The organism is Paraburkholderia sp. Ac-20342, from assembly GCF_017104985.1.
GTDB lineage: Bacteria > Pseudomonadota > Gammaproteobacteria > Burkholderiales > Burkholderiaceae > Paraburkholderia.
In genome coordinates, this window is sequence record NZ_JAAGPQ010000019.1 from 20715 (window position 1) to 37609 (window position 16895).

The window sequence follows — 16895 nt, forward strand, 5'->3', positions numbered from 1 at the left end:
AAATCAAGATTGATTTGAGACTAACACGCTTTTTGCGAAAATCGATGCGGGCGATACTGCGTGCCTGTCCCCGTCATTGCATCAAGGAGAATGTCTTGAAGATTTTCGTTACAGGCGCAAGCGGTTTTATCGGCGGCTCGATCGCGGCGCATCTGGTGCGCGCCGGCCATCACGTGCGCGGTCTGATCCGCAATCCCGAACAGAGCGCGGAGTTGCAGCGGCTCGGCATCGAGCCCGTCATCGGCACGCTCGACGACAGCGCGTTGCTGAGCGCCGAAGCGCAAGCGGCCGACGCCGTCATCAACACCGCGAGCAGCGACCACGAAGGCGCGGTGCGCGCGCTGATCGACGGGCTCGCCGGCTCCGGCAAGGTGTTCCTGCATACGAGCGGTTCGAGCATCGTCGGCGATGCCTCGGGCGGCGAAGCCGGTGAAGCTAGCGTCTATCACGAAGACGCGCTGCCCACGCCGACCGCCGACAAGGCCCCGCGCGTCGCGATCGACCGGCTCGTGCTCGACGCGGCACAGCGGAACATCCGTTCGGCCGTGCTGTGCAACACGCTGATCTACGGCCACGGCGCGGTGGCGGGCAGCGCCAGCGTGCAACTGCCGCGGCTCGTGCGTCAGGCGCAGAAGAGCGGCGTGGTGCGGCACGTGGGCAGCGGCGGCAACGTCTGGTCGAACGTGCATATCGACGACGTCGCCGAGCTGTATCGCCTCGCGCTCGACAAGACGCCGGCCGGCACGTTCTATTTCGTCGAAAGCGGCGAAGCGTCGTTCCGCGACATGAGCGCCGCGATCGCGCGCGCGATGAAGCTCGGCGCGCCGCAGGACTGGCCGCTCGAAGACGCGAAGCAGGAATGGGGCTACGAAATGGCGTCGTACGGCCTCGGCTCGAACAGCCGCGTGCGCGGCGGGCGCGCACGCACGCTGCTCGGCTGGCAACCGCGCCGCACCTCGGTGATCGAGTGGATCGAGCACGACATGATGGCGGCGTAACCGGACGCCGGACGGGGCGCCGCGCCGGGCGTGGCGCCCCGTAATCTGTGTAAGCGCAGCCGTTGCGAATCCGTAAGCTCGTTTCGATAGAATCGCGCCGATTTGACCGTGCGATTCGACCGTCCGCATCGCACACGAGCCCGGACCCAATCGATGACCCTCGCGCTGAATTTCGACTGGCTGACCAACCTGCTGGCGATTCTGTTCGTTATCGCGTGCCTCTACGACGCGCGCTACGACGAATACGGCGTCTTGACCCTCGCCGCTGCCGCGATGAGCCTCGCCGTGATGGCAATGGAGCTGTTCCTCAAGCCCGCCTTCGACATGGCGTTATAACGTCGCCGATAGCGCGTCGATACTGCACCGACGCATCGGTGGCACGCGCGGCACAGCGGCCGCGTACACGCCCATCTCCAGCCGCTTTTTCGCAACGCCAACGCACAGGCCACGCAGCAGCCGCGCCTCACCTCATCGCATCGCTCACGAACCACACGCGAAACACGCGCCGCCCGCCTTGTCCTCGTAGCGATCGTGATGCCTGACCCAGTCGGTCAGATTGCTCGCCTCGTTGCGGCCTTTCGGTGCGATGTCGAGATGCGCGTAGACGCCGACGAAACGCTCGTCGCCGCGTCCGTAGCATGAGTACGTGTGATACACGTCGCCGTTTTCGTCCTTGTAGAACACGCTATGGCCGTGTTGCTCGTCGATGCCGACGTCCTGCTCGACGAAGTTGTAGAACGCCGTCCTGCTCGCCAGCTGCTCGGGCGTGAACGACACGTGGTAGTCGAAATTGAACTCGCTGCCGTTCGACGATACCCACGGAAACGTCCAGCCCATGCGCCGCCTGAACGCCTCGATTTTCGCGAGCGGCGCGTGCGACACCGTCACGTAGCTCACGTCGTGATGTTCGAGATGCGTGACGATGCCGGTCATATGATCCGAGAGGAACGAGCAGCCGACGCAGCCCTCTTCCCAATCCTCGCCCAGCATGAAGTGATAGACGATCAGCTGGCTGCGGCCGTCGAATAGCTCCGCGAGTGTCCGGCGCCCTTGCGGCGTGTCGAACGTATAGGTCTGGTCGACCTTGACCCACGGCAACGCGCGACGCTTGCGCGCGAGTTCGTCGCCGGCGCGCATATGCGCTTTTTCCTCGGCGAGCAGCGCGCGGCTCGCGGCCAGCCACTCGTCTCGCGTGCCGATACGGTGTTGCGGTTCCATTTGCGTCTCCTTTCCCGCGCGATGCGGGCCCTGACCATGAACTTATGGTTTAGAAACGCTAGCGCGAAAGTCAAGGACAGGTCGGCGCACTCGCACGGCATGCCATGTGCGGCAAGGAATGCGAGCGAAAAAGACACGCGGTACGCCGCGGCTCAAAGCATCGAACCGCGACGTACCGCGTGAAAGTGGAGAACAACGGGTGGAGAACAGCCGGTGAAGAACTGCTGGTGAAAACAGCCGTTGAAAAACAACGACTCCCTGCAACGCAACTCAGATCGCCCAGCCGCCCAGATAGAACCCGACCAGCACGACCGCGATCACCACCGTGCCGATATTGAGCTTGCGATATTCGCCGCTCACGACACGTCCGATCACGAGCGTCGCGAAGCCGAGCATGATGCCGGTCACGATATTCGCGGTCAGCACGATGAACACCGCGCACACGAGCCCGGCCATCGCGTCGACCATGTCATCCATATGCAGCTTGCTCACGTTCGACAGCATCAGCAGACCCACGTACATCAGCGCGGGCGCCGTCGCATACGAAGGCACCAGACCCGCGAGCGGCGAGAAGAACATCACGACCAGAAACAGCAGGCCGACCACCGCCGCCGCCATGCCGGTCTTCGCGCCCGCCGCCACGCCGACCGTCGACTCGATATACGCAGCCGCCGGCGCGCCGCCGAGCAGGCCCGAGAAAATCGAGCTGAGCGAATCGGCGGTCAGCGCGCGGCCGCCGTTGATGATCCGGCCGTTCGCGTCGAGCTGCCCGGCCTGGCCCGCGACCGCGCGGATCGTGCCGGTCGCGTCGAACACGGCGGTCATCACGAGCGCGAGCACGCTCGGCAGCACCGCCATCGACAGCGCGCCCTTCACGTCCATCGCGCCGATCAGCGAGGCATGGCCCGGCGCGCTCAGCGACGGCACCGCGAACACGCCGTGAAACGCGACGGCCGGATCGATCGCGAGCCCGAGCGCCGAAATCGCGACGATCACGATCAGGATCGAGCCGGGCACGCGCCGCCGCACGAGCCCGAAAATCGCCGCGAGCCCCACCACCGACATCAGCGCGGGCAACGCCGTGATATGCCCGAGCGACACCGGCAAGCCGGCGCCCGGATTCTTGACGACGAGCCCAACGTCGTTCGCGGCGATCAGCAGCAGAAAGAGCCCGATGCCGATGCCGGTGCCGTGCGCGATGCCGGTCGGCAGGTTGCGCAGAATCCACGAGCGCACGCCCGTCACCGAGATCGCGGTAAACACGACGCCCATCAGGAACACCGCGCCGAGCGCGACGGTCGGATGCAGGCCCTTGCCGAGCACGAGGCCGAATGCGGTGAACGCGGTCAGCGAGATCGCGCAGCCGATCGCGATCGGCAGGCGCGCCCACACGCCCATCAAGAGCGAGCCGAATGCCGTCGTCAAACAGACGGCGACGAACACCGCGCTGGTGTCGAAGCCCGCCTTGCCGAACATGCCCGGCACGACGAACACGGAATAGACCATCGCGAGGAAGGTCGTGATGCCCGCAACGATCTCCTGGCGCTGCGAACTGCCGCGCGCGGAGATTTCGAAATAGCGGTCGAGAAAGCCCTTTGCGCCGAACGATTCGGCGTCGAACGATTCGCTCGCGACTTCGGGATTCGCGAGAGCCTGGGGTTCCATCATGGTGAGTGCCTCCTTTATCAGCGCGCTGAAACGGCCGCTTGCCGCAGCCATCATCAGGTTCGTCTCGTGGATTGATTTAATGGGGTGACGCTTTTTCTGTCTCGCAATGTAGGCGAAGACAAATATGTGTCCAATCGCATGAATGGCATGCCGGACATGTCGCGCGGCTTATATCTTTGACGCGACGGCGGCTCGTACGCGGGCGCCGCGCGTTTACACCTACGGCCCGGCCCCCCGAATCCGCCGGGTTCGCGCGGCACGCCGCATGCGTCGAAACGCCGCGCGACGGCCCGCGGACGCCCGCGCCCGGTCCCCGGAAAGCGGCCGGCGCGGCCGCACAGGTTAAACTCTGGCCCGTACCTGTCCCAACCGCGGCGGCTTATCGCGCCCGTCCGCACTGGCCCATGGAGTTTTTCCTGATGACTGGCGGTTTTCCGCGCCCTGCCTCGCGTGCCTGGCGTCTGCCGATTCACTCGCCCGAGCGGCCTGGTTCGCTTCGTTCGCTTCTTCGTTCGCTTCTTCGTTCATTCCGCCCGCTCCGCTCGCTCATCGCCGTGTTCTCGCTGCTCGCGCTCGCCGCGCTGTCGGGCTGCGGCAGCCTGCTGTGGGGGACGCAGCAGGCACCGATCGTCGATGCGACCGTGATGCCGGTCGAACCCGCGAGCGCGCCGGTCGAGGCCCATGCCGTAGCGGCGGCCGAGGCCGATCAAACCAGCCTGCAAGCCGGTTCGCAGCCTGCCGCGCAAGCCGGCGGTGAGCAAGCCGCGCCGGCAAGCACGCAAGCCGATACCCCGGCGGCACCGCCCTCGGAGGCATAAACCGCGAGGGGCCCGTTGCAGGGCACCGCTTCACGCATGAACGGCAAGGTGCCCATGTCAGGGCACCGCTTCGACGCACTGCCCCCGGCACTTTCAGACTTAAAAGGCCCCCTCAGGCCCCCCTCAGGCCTCCATCACGGGCCGCGCCGCCGACAACCGGCTGCGCACGAAGCCCACATGTTCGCGCAGTACGTAAAACGCATCCGCGTACGCCAGCGGCATGCGCAGGCGGTTCAGCGCCGCCTCGATCTGATCGAGGCGCGCGAGAAGATGGGCGCGCTCTTCTTCGGTGGCCCCGGCGAGCGCGTGCCGTTCGATCGCGATCAGCATCCCGTAGTAGCGATAGATGCGCGAGCGCACGCGCCAGCGGTAGAGCGCCGGAACCACCCGCATCGCGGGCAGGAGCAGCACCGCGACCGGTAGCAGCAGCACGAGCGTGCGGTCGCCGATGCTGGCGATCCAGAACGGCAGCGTGCGGTACAGGAAGCCCTTGCCGGTCCGGTAGTAGCGCAGTGCGTCGTCGCTGATCTGATACTCGTGCGCGACCGGATTCGGAAACTGCCCCGCGTGCTGCAGGAGCCCCGCCTGGCCATGCACTTCCTGCGCCGCCTCGATAAGCAGATCGGAGATCGCCGGATGCAGCGTGCTGCGCGCGACGAGTTCGACGGTCGGGCTGACCAGATATACGGTCTCGGGCGGAATGCGCCGCTTCAGATCGAGCACGCCGGGCGGCAATTCGATCTGGTCGAGAAACGGGAAGAGGCGCGTATAGGCGGCCGCTTCGTCGAAATTCATCACCGAAATGCCGGGCACCTTGAGCAGGCGCAGCATCAGCCCGCGCGTCGCGGAATCGCCGCTGAGGATCGCCGCGTCGACCTTGCCCGCGACCAGTTGCGTGGCGGCCTGCAGGCCGTCGCTCGGCACCAGCGTGGTCGTGCCGCCGGGTTCGATGCCGTTGGCCGCGAGCAGTTGCAGCGCGAGCAGCCGCGTGCCGCTGCCCTCGCGGCCCACCGCGATCTTTTTGCCTTCGAGCTGCGAGAGCTGCGTCAAACCCGTGCCGCGATAGAACACGACGACCGGGACATAGAACAGGCTGCCGAGCGACACCAGCGACGACGTATCGACGCCCTCGGCGACGCCGCCCTGCACGAACGCGAGATCGACGTGCTGTTTCGGATCGAGCAGCCGTTGCAGGTTCTGCACCGAGCCTTCCGATTCGAGCACGTTCAGGTGGATGCCGTTGCGCGCGAGGATCTTGCGGTACTGGTTCGCGGTGACGATGAACGAGCTGTCGCGCGGGCCGGCGCTGATCGTGATCGTGCGCGGCGGCGCCGGGTTCGCGATCCAGACGATCAGCACGACCACCAGCGTGATCGCGAGCGCCGTCAGGAAGTAGGGCATCACGTGGTGGCGCCATTCGGCACGCGTGGATTCGCGAGGCAGAGGCAAGGGACGCGGGCGCTGCGCTTTCATGAACACTCCGTGCCGGAAGCCGGGATCAGGCATTGTCGCCTGTGCGCGGCGGGTTTGCCGTCGGCAGTTTGCTCTATTGACCGCGCCCGGGCGCGTCGGTGGCGCTTAGGCGACGAGGCCGGCGCGCGGACGAGCCGCGGGGCTCTTGCATGGCATAATTTCGCGCATCTCGCGGTCTATCGATCGAGGACCGTCACTTCGTCGCCTGGCGCCGCGCACCCGTTACCCCGCATGTTGACCCGTTTGCACCGGAAGATCGGCAGTTGGCTTGGATTGCTCGCGATCCTGATGACGACGCTCGCGCCGACGATCTCGCATACGCTCGCGGCCCGCGACACCGCTGCCGCGCTGTCCGGCGCGCATTGCCGGGCGTCGATGGACGGCATGGAGGCCGACGCGATCGGCGCTAGGGCATCGATGCCGGCCATGCGGATGTCGATGCCGATGCACGACGGCGCGCCCGGCGATGCGCCCGGCAAGCACGCGTGGATGTCGGATGGCGACGCCTGCGGCTATTGCAGTCTGCTCGCGCATCTGCCCGTGATGCCGGGCATCGAGACGCTGTTCGCCGTCGCGATCCCTACGCATCGGCAGCAGGTCGCGGTTCGCTTCGACAGCGTACGCCGTGCCGAGCCGCTCGCCTTCGCGCAACCTCGCGCCCCGCCGTTCGCTTCCTGACTCGCATTTTCGACGACGCGCCGCGCCCAGCCGCGCGCGTCCGCTCGCGCACGCTCATACGCCGACGTGCGCCGGCCCGTCGCAACCGAACAGACAGGATCACACATGCACACTCCAGCAACGCGCGGCGGCTCTGCGCCGCGCACCGCTTTCGCGTTGGCCGCCGCGCCGGCGCGGTGCGGCGCTTCGGCCGCATCAGCTACCGTATCGGTTACCACATCGGTCGCCGCTTTCGCGGCCGGGCTGCCGGGCGCGGCCTTCAATGCGGCCTGCAACGCAACCGTCGGCGCGGCCTCGCATGCCATGCCGGCGGCCTTGCTCACGGCCTTGATCGCGCTGGGCGCGCCGTCGCTCGCCCATGCCCATGCAATCGCGGGCGACCGCGTCTTTCCCTCGACGCTTGCCGTCGACGACCCCGGCGTCGGCGACGAAGCCGACTTCGAGTACGGCCATCAACGCGTACCGGGCGACAACGGCGACCAGAGCGTCAACACGTTCAGCTTCGAATACGACAAGCTGATTACGCCGCGCCTCGCGGTCTCGGTCGACGGCGGCTACGTCATGCAGAACAACCCGGGCGCGCGCGGCTTCGACAACTTCGGCGTCGGCCTCAAGTACCTGCTGTACGTGAACGAGCCGCACGAACTGATGACCTCGATCGGCGTGAACGCCGAACTCGGCGGCACCGGCAGTCGCGCGATTGCCGACAACTTCTCGACGATCTCGCCGACCGTCTACGTCGGCAAGGGCATGGGCGATCTGCCGGACTCGCTCGCCTATCTGCGGCCCGTCGCGGTAACGGCCGAGGCGGGCTCCGCGCTGACCACCGGCGCGGGTCAGCCGAACGCGTTCGACTATGGCTTCACGGTGCAGTACAGCCTGCCGTATCTGCAGCAGCACGTCCACGACACCGGTCTGCCGCAGCCGTTCGCGAACCTGATTCCGCTCGTGGAAATTCCGCTGTCGCGCAGCCAGGGACAAACGACCGGCACGGTCAATCCGGGCTTCATCTGGATGAATCGCTACGGGCAATTCGGCATCGAAGCGCAGATTCCGCTCAACCGGGCAAGCGGCTCGCACGTCGGCATTCTGGTGCAGGCGCACCTGTTCTTCGACGATATCGCGCCCGCCACGCTCGGCAAACCACTCTTTCAGTAACGCAGGAGAACGATGATGAAACAGAACCTGAAGACTCGCGCATTGCGCGCGGCCGTATTGCTCGCCGGCGCCACGCTCGCGAGCGCCGCATTCGCGCATGTGTTTCCGCAGAAGCAGGAGCCGGGCGCGGGCGCGACGATCGCCTCGCCTGCGCAAGTGCGGATCACGTTCGACGGGCCGCTCGAACCGGCGTTCAGCTCGCTGACCGTCACCGATGCGAGCGGCAAGCAGGTCAACGCGCAGAAGTCCGCGGTCGATGCGCAGCAGGCCGACGTGATGACGGTGCCGTTGCCGACGCTCGCCGCGGGACACTACACCGTGCATTGGGTGGCCGTCGCATCGGATGGACATCGCACGCATGGCGATTATGGGTTCGATGTGAAGTAAATGAAGTCGGGGCAATGAGGTGAAATAAGACTGAGATAGGACGCCGGAAAAAACAGTAGAAAAACCGGTTAAAAAGCCAGGCCGCGTCATCGGGTTTTTAAAAGCATCGATGGCGCGGCTCATATTTCGCCTGTTCCAGAACATCTATCCCAACGCCGAGTCACCATATAAAAAGCCGAGCCGATTTGCAGTAGTTCGAATCAATCAGACAAGGCTTATTTCCTGAAATCGTTGTACACGTACGACGTATTTTGCAAAGCGTGACAGTTCGCGCCAGCCGGCCACGATAAGGTGGCGATCCGCTGGGCGGCGCGACAGGCATCGCGCGAACGCCTGCCGTTCGCGTCGTCATGCAGCACCGCTGCGAAGCGATCCATTGCTCATCATTCAGATCAGGCGACGTCCGCTGCAAAAGAAACGGACGCTTCGCGAAGCTGTTTATCTGGTCTTTCCATCGGGGTCCATCCTTTGAAAACGTCTATGAAGTTCGGCGTGCTGGCGCTGTTTTCCATCGCCGGCGCCTTGGGCGGTTGTGCAACCGAATCGTCGCAAACCTTGCCGGTGCCGGTGGTCTCCAGTGCGCAAACGCCTTATGCCGGCAAGCCGGTCGAAGTCTCGCTCGGCAAATTCGATAATCGTTCGAGCTATATGCGCGGCATTTTCTCGGACGGTATCGACCGTCTCGGCAGCCAGGCGAAAACAATCCTGATTACGCGTCTGCAACAGACGCATCGCTTCAACGTGCTCGATCGCGACAATCTCGACGAGATCAGGCAGGAAGCCGCGTTCATGAAGAAAGCGCAGAACCTGAAGGGCGCGCGTTTCGTCGTGACCGGCGACGTGACCGAGTTCGGCCGCAAGGAAGTCGGCGATCAGCAACTGTTCGGCATTCTCGGCCGCGGCAAAAATCAGATCGCCTACGCGAAGGTCAACCTCAATATCGTCGACACGACGACGTCCGAAGTCGTGCTGTCGAGCCAGGGCGCGGGCGAATTCAGCCTGTCGAACCGCGAGATCATCGGCTTCGGCGGCACCGCCGGTTACGACTCGACGCTGAACGGCAAGGTGCTCGATCTGGCGATTCAGGAAGCGGTCAATCATCTCGTCGAGCAGGTCGATGCCGGCGCGTTGAATGCCGCCAGATAAGCGCACGCCAGAACGGAACACCTCACAAATAGCGCAATGCGGCGCGGCGCGCGATTCGCTTCACGTCCGAAGCTGCGCTTGAAATCCTGTTTGAAATTACGTTTGAAGTCGCGCTTGAAATCACGCTTGAAATCACACTTCATACCGAATTTCTCCCCACGTTCCGCATCGCGCTGCCCACTCTTTTTTCGACTCACCTCATCGATCCAATGAAAACCACCTTCATGACGAAAGGCGCATGGTTGCCGCTCGTCGCCGCGACACTGCTTGGCGGATGCGCGGCGCAACGGCCCGCGCCGCTGTACCAATGGGACGCTTATCAGCCGCAGGTCTACGAATATTTCAAGGGACAGTCGAGCCTGCAGCAGCAGATCGACGCGCTCGAAAAAGCGCGGCAGACGATCCGCGCCCAGGGCAAGACGCCGCCGCCCGGTTTCCATGCGCATCTGGGCATGCTGTACGCGAGCGTCGGCAAGGACCAGGACGCGCAGCAGGAATTCGTGGCCGAGGAGCAGCTGTTCCCCGAATCGTCGACGTACATGGACTTTCTGTTGAAGAAGTCCAAACCACAATAAGAGCTACGCCATGCTGAAACTGATTTCCCTGAAGCTCGTGTCGGCGCTGTCGATTCTCGGCCTGCTGGCCGCGTGCGCGAGCCAGCCGCATCATGCGGATTACACCGCGTTCAAGAAAGCACAGCCGCGCGCGATTCTCGTGTTGCCGCCCGTGAATGAGACGGCGGACGTGAAGGCGTCGTCGAGCGTGTTGTCGCAAATGACGTTGCCGCTCGCGGAAGCCGGCTACTACGTGATTCCGGTCGCGCTGATGGACGAGACCTTCAAACAGAACGGCCTCACGACGCCAAATGACATCGAGCAGGTCGCGCCCGCGAAGCTGCGCGACATCTTCGGCGCGGACGCCGTGCTGTATTCGAAGATCACGCAATACGGCTCGGTCTACCAGATCATCGACAGCACGACGGTCGTCGCCGCGTCGGCGAAACTCGTCGATCTGAAAACCGGCGACGTGCTCTGGCAAGGCCTCGGCAGCGCAACCGGCAAAGAGGTCGGCATGAACGTCAACATAGGAGGCGGGCTCGTCGGGATGCTCGTGCAGGCGGCGGTCAAGCAGGTCGCGCATTCGCTGATGGACGAAGGCCACGAGGTGGCGGGCCTGACGAGCGCGCGTCTGCTGTCGGCAGGGCCGCCGAACGGGCTGCTGTATGGGCCGCGTTCGCCGAAGTACGGCACGGATTGACGCGCCGCGCTTGCCGCGCCGCGGCCCCCGGTTGACCCTCAGTTGACCCTTAGCTCCGCTTGAACAACTGCCGCGCGAGCGAGCACATGAGCGTCGTCGCGGGCGATTCGTCCTGCAGACGGCGGCTCATGATGATCGGCGACGCGGCATTGGCCGACGGAATCTGCCGGTACGCGACGCCATGCGCGCGCAGCCCCTCGACGCTCTCCGGCACGAGGCACACGCCCACCTGCGCCGCGACGAGACCGAGCGCGGTCTGCAATTCGCGCACTTCATGAATCGCCTTCGGTTCGAGCGCCTGATCGTGCATCGCCGAAAGCTGCTGGTCGGCATAGCTCGGCCGCGGCGTGCTCGGATAGACGATCAGCGTTTCCTGAGCCAGCGCCGCGAGCGTTAACGGCTTCTTTTGCCGCGCGAGCGGATGGTCTTGCGGCAGTGCGGCGATCATGCGTTCCTCGACGAGCACTTCGCGCGCGAGCTGTTCGTCGTCGAAACGCAGACGGCCGAAGCCCACGTCGATACGGCCGCCCTTGAGCGCGGCCAGTTGCTCGATCGTGAACATTTCGATCAGCGAGAGCTCGATATTCGGCGCGGCCTCGCGAAACGCGCGGATCACGGCGGGCAGGGCGCCATAGAGCGTCGACGGCACGAAGCCGATCACGATGCGCTCGGCCAGCTGCGCGAGCCGGCGCGTGAGCGGCGCGAGTTCGTCGGCTTCGTCGACGAGCCGTTTCGCCTGGGTGTAGAAAATGCGCCCGGCCTCGGTGAGCCGCAAGGGCCGCGAGCCGCGCTCGAAGAGCGGCAGGCCCACGCTTTCCTCGATCTGCTGGATCTGCCGCGAGAGCGGCGGCTGCGTCATATGCAGACGGTTGGCCGCCCGCGTGATGTTCATTTCCTCTGCGACCGCGATGAAGTAGCGAAGCTGGCGAAATTCCATGCATACCTCTCGTGCGTGCCGGACGGCATGCCGGGTGTGTTTCCTTTTTGTCTGTCTGGGCGTGCCTGCTTGTGCCTGCTTACGCCTGCTGGTGCCCGAGCACGCTTGAGCATGCCCGCCCGTGCTCCCGGTGCAGCGGTCCGGGACGGCAACGAATGATAGCAATAGCCGTGAAATCGCGAGCGCGGCCGCGCATCGTCTGAAGCGATGCGAAGCAGGTTCGCTAGATGCCCGCCAGATGCCGGACCAAGGCTTTTTCCGCGCGCGGCATCGTATTCAGGTCGCGCATGCAGATCAGCAAACGGCGCGTGGCCCACGGATCGCTCAGTTCGATTGTGCGAATACCCGGTGTGCCACGATAGCGCTTCGCGGCCGTGGCCGGCACGATGCCGATGCCCGCGCCCTGTTCGACCATGCGGCAAACGCCGTCGAAAGTGCGCACGTTCGCGCGGAACGCGAGCGCCTGGCCGGCCAGCAACGCGCGTTCGCCGAGATAGGTTTGCAGCGCGCTGTCCGCGCTCAGGCCGATGAACTCACGCTCCGTCACTTCCGCGAGCGCGACGCGCCGGCGCGCGGCCAGCGCATCGTCGCGGCTCGTGACGAGCACGAGTGTGTCGACCGCGAACGGCAGCGTTTGCAAGGCCCCGTGCTCGACCGCATCGGAGACGATGCCGATCTCCGCCGTGCCGCTCAGCACCGCCTTGACCGTCTCGCTGCTCTGGCGCTCCTTCAGATCGACCTGCACGTTCGGATGCTCGCGCAGAAAAACCCCGATCGCGGACGGCAGAAACTCGGTGATCGCCGCGGTATTGGTCCACAGCCGGATGCATGCCTTGCGTCCTTGCTGATGCTCGCCGAGCTCGCCCTGCATTCTGTCGATCTGGCCGAGCACGAGCCGCGCATGATGCGCGAGCGTGTCGCCGGTCGGTGTCGACTCGACGCCACGGCGGCCGCGTTCGAGCAGCGGCATGCCGAGCGTTTCTTCCATGCCGCGCAGCCGAGCGCTCGCCGACGGCAGCGACATATGCGTGCGCGCGGCGCCGTGCGTGATGCTGCCGGTATCGAGAATGTGCAGAAAGAGCCGCAGATCGATGAGGTCGAAGCGCATGGGCGAGGGGGCGGGGCAAGCCGCGAGAGAGGGTGGGTGAAGCTCGAAGCGTTGGGGTGGTTCGATCCGGGGCGCTGGCTTCAGCACGGCATCGCTAAAGCTTCAGCGTTTCAGCTTGAGCTTCTGCCTTAGCCCCAGACTAAGCCACGCTACGTATCTTACGTATTGTGGAGCGCGTTGCGGCGCTTGAAAATCGCCAGCATCGCTTCTTCAACGGAATTCCGCCGATGGCCTCTTCGTTTGCGCCGCTGCTTGCCCTGCCTGTCGTCGCGCGTGTCGGCACCGTGGCCGTCACCTTCGTCGTGGCCGGCTTCGTCAAGGGCGTAACGGGCATGGGGCTGCCGACGGTCGCGATGGGCGTGCTCGGCACGCTGATGCTGCCGGCGCAGGCGGCCGCGCTGCTGCTGTTGCCGTCGTTCGTCACGAACATGTGGCAACTGTTCGCGGGAGCGAGCGTGCGCGCGCTCGCGCAGCGCCTCTGGCCGATGATGGCCGGCATCGTCGTCGGCACGCTCGTGGCCGCGCCGTTCATCGCGGGCGGAGGCGGCGCATGGGCGGTCGCGGGACTCGGCGCCGCCTTGATGCTCTATGCGGCGGCCGGCCTGCTCGCGTGGCGCTTTCCGGTGCCGGCGCGCCACGAGCGCTGGCTCTCGCCCGTGATCGGCGTGGCGACCGGTGTGCTGACCGGTGGAACCGGCGTGTTCGTCGTGCCGGCCGTCCCCTATCTGCAGGGGCTCGACCTGAAAAAAGAGGACCTCGTGCAGGCGCTCGGACTGTCGTTCACGGTGTCGACGCTCGCACTCGCGATCGGACTCGCCGGCGCGCATGCATTCGCGCTCGACGATCTGGGCAACTCGCTTGCCGCCGTGCTGCCGGCGCTCGTCGGCATGTGGCTCGGCCAGCGCGTGCGCGGACGCATCGGCGCGGCGAGTTTCCGGCGCTGGTTCTTCGTCTGTCTGCTCGGCCTCGGCGTTCAATTGACCGCGCGCGCGTTCGTTTGACAAGACAGGAGCGCAGTGGATATCGAAGGAGGGAGATCGTGTGGCCCGTTATTCTGGATACGCTCGGCGCGCTCGCGGTGTTCGCGAGCGTGGCCGTGCAGATTGCGCTCATGCGCAGGCGGTGAGCGGCGGTGTGGCTTGCCGAGCGCCGGTGCGCATGATGTGCACGTTGCGCATGTTGCGTATCGGCACGCATCGGCACTCGTTGGCATACCCTGGCAACTTCAACCGGCTTCACTTCATCCGCGTTGACTCACCACCGTGGACTCGCCTCACACACGCGTTTCATCAGCCGAATCCCGCGCGGCGTCACGCGGCCCCGCATTGTCAGTTGCATTGCGCCGCTCATCTCCAATCTCGATCCGCTTCACCTCGCCGAGCAGGAACGTGTAGCACAGCACGGCAATGATCGCGAACAGGCTGATGAGCCCGAGCGCCCAGCCGAACGAACCGGTCGCGCGCACGATGAAGCCGATCGCGATCGGCGTCACGATGCCCGACAGGTTGCCCGCGAAATTGACCGCGCCGCCCGTGATGCCGACCATGCCTTCGGGCGCGATGTCGGCGACGAGCGACCACGAGGCCGACGCGACACCCTGCGCGAAGAACGCGAACGACATGATCGCGATCACGATCCAGTTGGTGTCGGTCAGCACCGCGAGCGTCATCGTCGGCACGAGCAGCAGGCCCGTCATGATCGGCGTCTTGCGCGCGGTCGCGACCGAGGCGCCACGCCGCAGCAGCCAGTCCGATAACAGCCCGCCCGCGACCACGCCGACCGACGCCGCGACGAACGGCACCGCGCTCGCGCTGCCGGCCTTCAGTATCGTCATGTGGCGCTCGGAGATCAGATAGGTCGGGAACCACGTCAGGAAGAAATACAGCGACGATAGCGAGGCGAACTTGCCCGCGCAGATCGCGATGATCTGCCGGTTGCGAAACAGCACACCGAGCTTGCGCCACGGAAACGCGTGATGTTGCCGCGTGCCGGTCTGACGGTCGATCAGCGCGCCGCCTTCGCGCAGATAGTCGAGCTCGGCCGCATTGACGCACCGGCTGTGCTCCGGGTCCCGATACATCGCGTACCAGACCGCGGCCCAGACGATGCCGAGCACGCCCGTGAACAGAAAAATCTCGCGCCATCCGAAGCGATGCGCGATCCAGAACAGCAGCGGCGTGAGCGCCGCCATGCCGACGTACTGCCCGACCAGATAGACACTCGTCGCGAAGCCGCGCTCGTGCTGCGCGAACCAGATCGAGACGACGCGATTGTTGACCGGAAAGGTCGGCGCTTCGGCGACGCCCACGCCGAGGCGCAAACCGAACAGCGTCGCGAAGCGACCCGCGAAACCCTGTGCGAACGTGAATGCGGACCAGATGAAGATCGCGCACGCATACATCACGCGCGAGCCGAAACGGTCGACGACCCAGCCGCCCGGAATGTTCGCGATCACGTAGGTCCACGAATACGCGGAGAAGATAAAGCCCAGTTCGACCGGGCCGAGCCCGAACTCGTTTTTCATCAGCGGCGCGGCGACGGCGAGATTCGCGCGGTCGAGATAGTTGACGACGGTGCCGACGAACACCAGCAACAGCATCCAGTAACGCACACGGGTGGGGCGCAAGGCAGACATGACAGGTTCTCGTTCAGAAGACGGCGAGCGCGATGGATTCGATGGGATTCGCCGAATGGCGGCTCGAAGGGATAAGCGTCTTTTGTTTTATATGTGAAACGACGATTTACAGATGGGACGATTATAGAAGCATCGGCTGGACGCGCAAAGCGGAAAACAATGGCCATCAGGCTCGAGTCAATGATGCGATCCGGCGCAAGCCGGCTGGTTGCCTGGTCGATTGTTCGCCGCAACCGGCGTATCTGTTCGGCTCGATTCGCTTTATCCGGCTCGCCGCGCTACCTACATTGTGTTCAATGACAGCGCTACTGCATTGGCAGCTTCATCGGCGTGGACCCTGCGGTTTCCCGCAGCGGCACGCCGGCGCGAACCCTTCAGAGGACACATCATGAGCAAGCTCACTGGCAAGGTAGCGGTTGTGACGGGCGCATCGAAAGGCATCGGTGCGGCGATTGCGAAGGCATTGGCGGCGCAGGGCGCGTCGGTGGTGGTGAACTACGCGTCGAGCCGCGCGGGCGCCGACAAGGTGGTCGCCGACATCGCCGAAGGGGGCGGCAAGGCGGTCGCCGTCGGCGGCGACGTGTCGAAGGCTGCGGACGCGCAGAGCATTGTCGATGCGGCCGTCGAGACGTATGGCCGGCTCGATATCCTCGTCAACAACTCGGGCGTCTATGAATTCGCGCCGATCGAAGCGATCACTGAGGAGCATTTTCATCGCCACTTCAATATCAACGTGCTCGGTCTGCTGCTCGTGACCCAGGCGGCCGTCAAGCATCTCGGCGAGGGCGCGAGCATCGTCAACGTGGGCTCGATCGTGAGCCGTATCACGCCGTCGGGCAGTGCGGTCTATACGGCGACCAAGAGCGCGGTCGACGGCATCACGGGCGTGCTCGCGAAGGAACTCGGCCCGCGCAGGATTCGCGTCAACGCGGTTAATCCGGGCATGGTCGAGACCGAGGGCGCGCATAGCGCCGGCGTGATCGGCTCCGACCTCGAAACGTGGACGCTCAGCGCAACGCCGCTCGGACGCATCGGCCGGCCCGACGATATCGCCGATGTCGTGACGTTCCTCGCCTCGGACGATTCGCGCTGGTTGACGGGGGAATCGTTGATCGCGAGTGGCGGGCTGCGGTGAGGTGGGGGGGCGGGGTATTGATTTGGCGTTGGTTTGATTGGATGTAACGCTCGTTGCGAGCGGCGTGGCCTGAAGTGGGGAAGGCCGCGCCGTTTGTCGTTGGGTTTGTCGTTTGCTTTGCGTGTTTGCGATATATCAAATTCGCCTTGGCACAGATCAAAAACCAATCGCATTCCTATGCGAAGTTAAAAGTTGTCAAGGCTCGTTGTAGATGTACCGCTGGGTGCCTATGAACTGCTACGATCAGCGTTTCGCCCGAAAGCTGCTGTGCAGCGGAGT

At 64.9% G+C, this 16895-nt stretch carries 17 protein-coding genes and 1 pseudogene; 12 read left to right on the forward strand and 6 right to left on the reverse strand.

Annotated features, from left to right (window positions below; all coding sequences use genetic code 11):
• Nucleotides 1-95 precede the first annotated feature (95 nt).
• Complete coding sequence (locus G3N58_RS10420; RefSeq protein WP_205999106.1) at nt 96-998, forward strand: NAD-dependent epimerase/dehydratase family protein; 903 nt, start codon at nt 96-98, stop codon at nt 996-998.
• Nucleotides 999-1151: 153 nt separating this feature from the next.
• The gene (locus G3N58_RS10425; protein WP_167040339.1) at nt 1152-1334 is read left to right on the forward strand and encodes a hypothetical protein; all 183 of its coding nucleotides are present in this window, start codon (nt 1152-1154) and stop codon (nt 1332-1334) included.
• 144 nt (nt 1335-1478) lie between these two features.
• Here the strand turns inward: G3N58_RS10425 and G3N58_RS10430 are convergent, their stop codons facing one another.
• Both G3N58_RS10430 and G3N58_RS10435 read right to left on the reverse strand, forming a co-directional pair.
• Nucleotides 1479-2216: a thioredoxin family protein gene (locus tag G3N58_RS10430; RefSeq protein WP_205999107.1), complete on the reverse strand. Its 738-nt coding sequence runs from the start codon at nt 2214-2216 to the stop codon at nt 1479-1481.
• A gap of 270 nt (nt 2217-2486) precedes the next feature.
• Nucleotides 2487-3881, reverse strand: a complete 1395-nt coding sequence (locus G3N58_RS10435) for an NCS2 family permease (protein ID WP_205192734.1) — start codon at nt 3879-3881, stop codon at nt 2487-2489.
• A 422-nt stretch (nt 3882-4303) separates the two neighbouring features.
• On the opposite strand from G3N58_RS10435, the pseudogene G3N58_RS34135 reads away from it, so the two are divergent.
• Nucleotides 4304-4570: pseudogene (locus tag G3N58_RS34135) on the forward strand (PRC-barrel domain containing protein); the annotation flags it as partial.
• A gap of 255 nt (nt 4571-4825) precedes the next feature.
• On the opposite strand, the gene G3N58_RS10445 reads toward G3N58_RS34135, so the two are convergent.
• The gene (locus tag G3N58_RS10445; RefSeq protein ID WP_205999108.1) at nt 4826-6175 is read right to left on the reverse strand and encodes a TAXI family TRAP transporter solute-binding subunit; all 1350 of its coding nucleotides are present in this window, start codon (nt 6173-6175) and stop codon (nt 4826-4828) included.
• Nucleotides 6176-6406: 231 nt separating this feature from the next.
• Here G3N58_RS10445 and G3N58_RS10450 point away from each other — a divergent pair, with 231 nt between their 5' ends.
• The 6 genes from G3N58_RS10450 to G3N58_RS10475 all read left to right on the forward strand — a co-directional run bounded on the left by G3N58_RS10450 (nt 6407) and on the right by G3N58_RS10475 (nt 10801).
• Nucleotides 6407-6853 (forward strand): DUF2946 domain-containing protein, encoded by a 447-nt coding sequence (locus G3N58_RS10450; protein WP_205999109.1) that lies wholly within the window; start codon nt 6407-6409, stop codon nt 6851-6853.
• A 303-nt stretch (nt 6854-7156) separates the two neighbouring features.
• A complete protein-coding gene (locus G3N58_RS10455; RefSeq protein WP_167282891.1) occupies nt 7157-8011 on the forward strand; it encodes a hypothetical protein in 855 nt (284 codons plus the stop codon).
• A 12-nt stretch (nt 8012-8023) separates the two neighbouring features.
• Entirely contained in the window at nt 8024-8398 is a 375-nt protein-coding gene (locus G3N58_RS10460; RefSeq protein WP_205999110.1) for a copper resistance protein CopC, read from the forward strand.
• 480 nt (nt 8399-8878) lie between these two features.
• The gene (locus G3N58_RS10465) at nt 8879-9544 is read left to right on the forward strand and encodes a CsgG/HfaB family protein (protein ID WP_167038673.1); all 666 of its coding nucleotides are present in this window, start codon (nt 8879-8881) and stop codon (nt 9542-9544) included.
• A 209-nt stretch (nt 9545-9753) separates the two neighbouring features.
• Nucleotides 9754-10119 (forward strand): DUF4810 domain-containing protein, encoded by a 366-nt coding sequence (locus tag G3N58_RS10470; protein ID WP_205999111.1) that lies wholly within the window; start codon nt 9754-9756, stop codon nt 10117-10119.
• A gap of 10 nt (nt 10120-10129) precedes the next feature.
• Complete coding sequence (locus G3N58_RS10475; protein ID WP_205999112.1) at nt 10130-10801, forward strand: DUF799 domain-containing protein; 672 nt, start codon at nt 10130-10132, stop codon at nt 10799-10801.
• Nucleotides 10802-10850: 49 nt separating this feature from the next.
• On the opposite strand, the gene G3N58_RS10480 is transcribed toward G3N58_RS10475, so the two are convergent.
• Nucleotides 10851-11738 (reverse strand): LysR family transcriptional regulator, encoded by an 888-nt coding sequence (locus tag G3N58_RS10480; protein WP_167282782.1) that lies wholly within the window; start codon nt 11736-11738, stop codon nt 10851-10853.
• Between the two features lie 223 nt (nt 11739-11961).
• Nucleotides 11962-12846, reverse strand: a complete 885-nt coding sequence (locus tag G3N58_RS10485; RefSeq protein ID WP_167038118.1) for a LysR family transcriptional regulator — start codon at nt 12844-12846, stop codon at nt 11962-11964.
• Between the two features lie 227 nt (nt 12847-13073).
• On the opposite strand from G3N58_RS10485, the gene G3N58_RS10490 reads away from it, so the two are divergent.
• The gene (locus G3N58_RS10490; RefSeq protein WP_167038120.1) at nt 13074-13847 is read left to right on the forward strand and encodes a sulfite exporter TauE/SafE family protein; all 774 of its coding nucleotides are present in this window, start codon (nt 13074-13076) and stop codon (nt 13845-13847) included.
• Nucleotides 13848-14119: 272 nt separating this feature from the next.
• On the opposite strand, the gene G3N58_RS10495 is transcribed toward G3N58_RS10490, so the two are convergent.
• On the reverse strand, nt 14120-15481 hold the full coding sequence (locus G3N58_RS10495) for an MFS transporter (protein ID WP_241017061.1): 1362 nt from the start codon (nt 15479-15481) through the stop codon (nt 14120-14122).
• 32 nt (nt 15482-15513) lie between these two features.
• Here G3N58_RS10495 and G3N58_RS10500 point away from each other — a divergent pair, with 32 nt between their 5' ends.
• Nucleotides 15514-15873, forward strand: coding sequence for a hypothetical protein (locus G3N58_RS10500; protein WP_205999113.1), 360 nt, complete (start codon nt 15514-15516; stop codon nt 15871-15873).
• Nucleotides 15870-16616, forward strand: a complete 747-nt coding sequence (locus G3N58_RS10505) for a glucose 1-dehydrogenase (protein ID WP_205999114.1) — start codon at nt 15870-15872, stop codon at nt 16614-16616. The genes G3N58_RS10500 and G3N58_RS10505 overlap by 4 nt, the downstream gene beginning before the upstream one ends.
• Nucleotides 16617-16895 lie beyond the last annotated feature (279 nt).